Raw genomic sequence first — 5,407 nt, 5'->3', positions numbered from 1 at the left:
CCTCTCCCGTCGGCGGCGACCCTAACTGCTCCAGAGCGTCGAGAGGAACGAAACCGCGATTTATCAGGACAGCAAATCCCCCTTCTGACGTCATGGGGGCCATTACCCAATATCCCGGTCCTTTTTCGGTTACCGCCTGCACTAAAGTCGGCCCAGTCGCACCAAAGACCCCTTGGATCGACACGCGGCTGTACGGCGCGAGCAGGCCGCTTCGCTCCGTCCATTGCCCCGGCCCTGGCGCAGCTTGGGGCGTGGCATGGACCCGGCGATCGACATCGGCGATAAGGGCCAGTTTCCACGTGCGCCGCTCAAGCTGCCAGATGCCGAGCGAGACTAGGACCGCCACGGTCACCATCAACAGGACGACAGCGACTAGGTGGTTCCTGCCACTCTCCGATCTCGCTAGCGTCATGGCGCGTTACGCATATCCTGCAATGACATCGGCATCATATTGGCGTTCAAGTGATACATGACCCAAAGAGAGCCGATGAGGGTCACCGCAACGAAGACCAAGGTGAAAATCAGCGCCAGTATTGTCCATCCTCCCTCGGACTTCGTGTTCATGTGCAGGAAGTAAATCATGTGCACCACGATCTGCGCGGCCGCGAAAACCATGACCGCGAGCGCCGTGTACACGGGACTTGCCAGGACGTGAGCCATGACCAGCCAGAAGGGAATGGCGGTTAAGACCACGGAAAGGATAAACCCGGTCAGGTAGCCTCTAAGCGAACCATGAGCGGCGATTGTGCCATGGTCGTTGTGAACATGCGCGCTCATCGCACCACTCCGATTAAATAGACGAATGAAAAGACGCCGATCCAAACGACATCGAGGAAGTGCCAGAACATGCTTAGGCACATCAGTCGTCGCTGCGCTTCGGGTCCCAATCCTCGTTGCGCGACCTGGACCATCAACACGCCGAGCCAGATGATCCCCAATGTCACATGCAGACCATGTGTGCCGACGAGTGCGAAGAAGGCCGACAAAAAGGCGCTGCGCTGAGGTCCCGCGCCCACGTCGATGAAGTGCGCAAACTCCTTCAGCTCCAAGCCGACGAACACCAGGCCGAACAGGCCGGTGATGGCCAGCCACGCTAGTGTCTGCTGGCGTCGGTCACGCACCATAGCCAGCATGGCGAAGCCGTAGGTAATCGAAGACAACAGGAGCATGGCGGTATTGATCGCCACAGTCGGCAACTCAAATAGGGTCGCCGGCGACGGTCCTCCTGCAAACGCCCCGCCGACCACTCCATAAGTGGCAAAAAGGGTCGCGAAGACCAGGCAGTCGGTCATTATATAGAGCCAGAAGCCGATCAGCGTACCGTTTTCCGGATGATGATCGTGATCGCCCGAGACATGGAATACGGCGGGCTGGTCGATGACAGTGGAAGTCGAGATCGACATGATTCAGATCCCCGCCGTAAGCAGTTGAGTGCGTTGATTCTCTGTCTCGATGACCGTTTCGACTGGGATGAAATAATCCCGCCTTCTGTCGAAGCTGTGAACAACCGTCACTGTCAGCAAGGCGAGGAAGCTGATCCCGGCCAACCACCACATGTACCAGACAAGCCCGAAGCCACAGGCCAGACTGAGGCCCGCGAGTATGATCCCGGCTCCGGTATTCTTTGGCATGTGGATTGGCCGAAAGCCCTCCAGCGGTCGCGTGTAACCGCGCAGCTTCATATCGTCCCAAGCGTCGAGGTCGTGGACAACGGGAGTGAACGCAAAGTTATAGAGGGGCGGCGGCGAGGCGGTAGACCATTCCAGCGTACGCCCATTCCAAGGATCTCCGGTCAGGTCGCGTAATGCCTCGCGGCGCTTCACGCTAACAATGATTTGGATGATCGTTGCGAGGATGCCACCCAAGATCAGAACGGCGCCGAATGCTGCGATTACGAACCATATTTGCAGCGACGGATCGTCGAAGTGACGCAGCCGACGGGTCACACCCATCAGACCCAGCACATAGAGCGGGGCGAACGCCATCCAAAAGCCAGACACCCACAGTCCGAATGACACTTTGCCCCAGAACGGATCGAGCCGGAATCCGATGGCTTTCGGGAACCAGTAATTGATGCCCGCGAAACTGCCGAAGACGACTCCACCGATGATCACGTTGTGAAAATGGGCGACGAGAAACAGGCTGTTGTGCAGGACGAAATCAGCAGGCGGAACTGCCAGCAGCACGCCGGTCATCCCGCCAATGACAAATGTCAGCATGAAGGCGAGGGTCCACATCATCGGCACCTCGAGGCGAACGCGACCGCGGTACATCGTGAAAAGCCAGTTGAACATCTTGGCCCCGGTTGGGATCGAGATGATCATGGTCGTGATCGCAAAGAACGAGTTTACGCTGGCACCAGAACCCATGGTGAAGAAGTGGTGCAACCAAACCAAATACGACAGGATGGTTATTACTATCGTCGCGTAGACCATCGAGGTATAGCCAAAGAGGCTTTTGCCGCTGAAGGTCGATGTGATCTCGGAAAACGCGCCGAACAACGGCAATATCAGGATGTATACCTCGGGGTGACCCCAGATCCAGATGAGGTTCACGTACATCATCGGGTTGCCACCCAGCGTGTTCGTGAAAAGGTTCGTACCTACGTATCGGTCCATCGCGATGAGCGCGAGAACCGCAGTGAGAATGGGAAAGGCTGCCACGATCAGGATGTTGGTGCACAGCGCATTCCAAGTGAACACAGGCATCTTCATCATCGTCATACCAGGGGCACGCATCTTTATGATGGTGACGATGAGGTTGATGCCGGATAGCAACGTTCCGACGCCTGCAATCTGCAGCGACCAGATCCAGTAATCCATGCCGGCATCGGGACTGTAGGCTATTCCCGACAAGGGAGGATAAGCGAGCCAACCGGTGCGGGCGAATTCACCCACGAACAGCGAGATCATCACCAAAATTGCGCCGGAGACGGTCATCCAGAAGCTGAAGTTATTCAAGAATGGAAAGGCGACATCCCGGGCGCCGATCTGCAGCGGCACCACGAAATTCATTAAACCGGTTATCAGCGGCATGGCGACGAAGAAGATCATGATTACACCGTGCGCGGTGAACACCTGATCGTAGTGATGCGCTGGCAGGTAACCTTGGCTATCGCCGAACGCCATCGCCTGTTGCGCGCGCATCATCAAAGCGTCTGAGAAGCCACGCAATAGCATCACCAGGCCGAGGATGATGTACATCACTCCGATCCGCTTGTGGTCGACGCTGGTAAACCACTCTCGCCAGAGATAGCCCCAAAGTTGGTACTTCGTGAGCACCGCCAAGAGTGCGAGGCCCCCAAGCGCGACGGCGATGAAGGTGCCGACGAGGATCGGCTCATGAAGCGGCAGCGCCTCAAGGGTGAGCCGGCCGAATATGAATTTCAAAACGGATGAGTCAGACACGTGCTTAATCTTTCGGATTCATTGATGAATGGTGGCCATTCGAAGCGTTGGAGGGCATCGCGGACATATCCATGCCCGGCATGGCCATTCCGGATGTTGGAGCCGCCATGGGTGCGGTCGGCCGGCCCGCTTCGGCGTCAAGGCGCATCATCTCAGAAGTACACATAGCCGCGCGGTCGACGCACTGGTTCAGGGCCGCGTGGTAAAGATCGCCCGGTACATCGGCGAAATAGCGAACTGGATCGCGCTCACTGGGAGCCTCTAACCGCAGATAGGCAGCTCGATCGAGAACGCCGCCCTTGCTCCGCACAACCTCCACCCAGCGCTGGAAGTCAGATTGGGAGAGGCCATGAACCTTGAACTTCATGTCCGAAAAGCCGGCGCCGGCATAATTCGCCGAAAACCCGTCAAACACACCTGGCTTGTTGATCACCGCATGGAGCACCGTCTCCATGCCTGGCATCGCATAGATCTGGCCGGCGATCGCCGGGATAAAGAACGAGTTCATCTGATGCGACGACGTGATCTTGAAATCGATGGGCGTATCGATCGGCGCGGCCAGCTCGTTGAGTGTGGCAACGCCGTAGTCCGGGTAGAAGAACAGCCATTTCCAGTCGAGTGCGACGACCTGAACTCGCAGCGGGGCGTTAGCGCTTGCGATGGAACGATCAGCGGAGATGCGCGACAGCGGCCGGTAGGGATCCAGGAGGTGGGTACTGACCCAGGCGAGCGCGCCAAGCGCGATGATGATCGCCAGCGGCGCTGACCAAATCGCGACCTCGAGCCCGGTCGAGTGATTCCACTTTGGCTCGTAGCGGACGGCAGTATTCGTATGACGGTAGCGCCACGCAATGACGATCGTCGCCACCATTACCGGGATGATGATAAGCAGCATCAAGCCCGTCGAGGCGATCAGGACGTCCCGGTTTCCACGCGCAACGTCACCGGCAGGCTGCAAAAGCACCATGTTGCATCCGGCGAGCAGGCAGAGACAGGGCAATAGAAATACAAAACGAAGACGAGACACTTATTGGACTCCTGGAGGAGTGAAATGACGTTCAAGCGTATTGGATGTAGCAATGCCGAGGCGCCTGGCAGCATTGGACCGTTTGTCCAAGGGCGGCATCACACTCTGCTCGCTAAGTAAATTCTCTCGACTTGAATGATCGTCGACGCCAAGGGCGTTTAGTTTGGAGCAACAAGCATGAGCGGCGGAGCCACCCTTTCGGAATCGAGTGCCCTCGACAATGAACGTCGACCTCTTTCCGGCCACGCGAAAGTCGCGCCCGGTGAAATTGCTATCGGTGTCGTAATTGGACGGGCGTCCGAATTTTTCGATTTCTTCGTTTACGCCATTGCCTCGGTGCTGGTTTTCCCGCAGCTCGTCTTTTCTCAGTTTGATCCATTGACCGGAACGTTACTTTCCTTCGCGGTCTTTGCGTTCGCGTTTGTCGCTCGGCCGGCGGGATCCGTATTTTTCATGGCCGTCGATCGGCGTCACGGCCGCGGTGTCAAACTCACCATCGCACTGTTCCTGCTGGGCGGTTCAACCGCCGCGATCGCCTTCCTTCCGGGCTGGGAGCAAATCGGCCATTGGTCCGTAGCGTTGCTTTCGATCTGTCGGATTGGTCAAGGATTGGCGTTGGGCGGCGCCTGGGACGGTCTACCCTCGCTCTTGGCCTTGAACGCTCCCAAGGAGCACCGTGGATGGTTCGCCATGATGCCGCAAATGGGCGCTCCTATCGGACTGCTTCTTGCGAGTGCGCTGTTCGCCTTCCTCGTCAGCATCCTGTCCCCGGCCGACTTTCTCGACTGGGGTTGGCGCTACCCGTTCTTCGTGGCTTTTGCGATCAACGTTGTGGCGCTTTTCGCCAGACTACGGCTCGTGAAGACCGCGGAGTTCGCAACCCTTTTGGAGCGACGCGAACTCGAGCCCGCCCCGGTCGGCGAGACGCTACGTGCTCAGGGCCTCAACGTCTTGATTGGGGCATTCGCGCCGC

The 5,407-nt window shown here is 57.8% G+C and carries 6 protein-coding genes; 1 reads left to right on the top strand and 5 read right to left on the bottom strand.

The features are described from left to right. The 5 genes from IED13_RS28330 to cyoA all read right to left on the bottom strand — a co-directional run. A partial coding sequence (locus IED13_RS28330) for an SURF1 family protein (RefSeq protein WP_318652321.1) occupies positions 1-355 on the bottom strand: 355 nt, incomplete at its 3' end. Between the two features lie 53 nt (positions 356-408). Further along, complete coding sequence (gene cyoD / locus IED13_RS28325; protein WP_191126116.1) at positions 409-777, bottom strand: cytochrome o ubiquinol oxidase subunit IV; 369 nt, start codon at positions 775-777, stop codon at positions 409-411. Beyond that, entirely contained in the window at positions 774-1,403 is a 630-nt protein-coding gene (cyoC, locus tag IED13_RS28320; RefSeq protein ID WP_191126115.1) for a cytochrome o ubiquinol oxidase subunit III, read from the bottom strand. Before cyoC ends, cyoD begins: the two co-directional genes overlap by 4 nt. 3 nt (positions 1,404-1,406) lie before the next feature. Continuing rightward, positions 1,407-3,407 (bottom strand): cytochrome o ubiquinol oxidase subunit I, encoded by a 2,001-nt coding sequence (gene cyoB, locus IED13_RS28315; RefSeq protein ID WP_191126114.1) that lies wholly within the window; start codon positions 3,405-3,407, stop codon positions 1,407-1,409. 4 nt (positions 3,408-3,411) lie between these two features. Then, complete coding sequence (gene cyoA, locus IED13_RS28310) at positions 3,412-4,434, bottom strand: ubiquinol oxidase subunit II (RefSeq protein WP_191126113.1); 1,023 nt, start codon at positions 4,432-4,434, stop codon at positions 3,412-3,414. Positions 4,435-4,611: 177 nt separating this feature from the next. On the opposite strand from cyoA, the gene IED13_RS28305 reads away from it, so the two are divergent. After that, the coding region (locus IED13_RS28305) for an MFS transporter (RefSeq protein WP_191126112.1) at positions 4,612-5,407 on the top strand (796 nt) is incomplete at its 3' end.

Origin of the sequence: Allobosea spartocytisi (genome assembly GCF_014764685.1) — a bacterium.
Classification (GTDB): Bacteria; Pseudomonadota; Alphaproteobacteria; order Rhizobiales; family Beijerinckiaceae; genus Allobosea; species Allobosea spartocytisi.
The sequence above is the reverse complement of the archived record's forward strand: the minus strand, read 5'-3'. Positions and strand labels throughout refer to the sequence as shown.

What these genes read in the sequence shown, in the direction of transcription:
- cyoD (WP_191126116.1), bottom strand. Translation starts at nt 777, where the DNA reads ATGAGCGCGCATGTTCACAACGACCATGGCACAATCGCCGCTCATGGT.
- cyoC (WP_191126115.1), bottom strand. Translation starts at nt 1,403, where the DNA reads ATGTCGATCTCGACTTCCACTGTCATCGACCAGCCCGCCGTATTCCAT.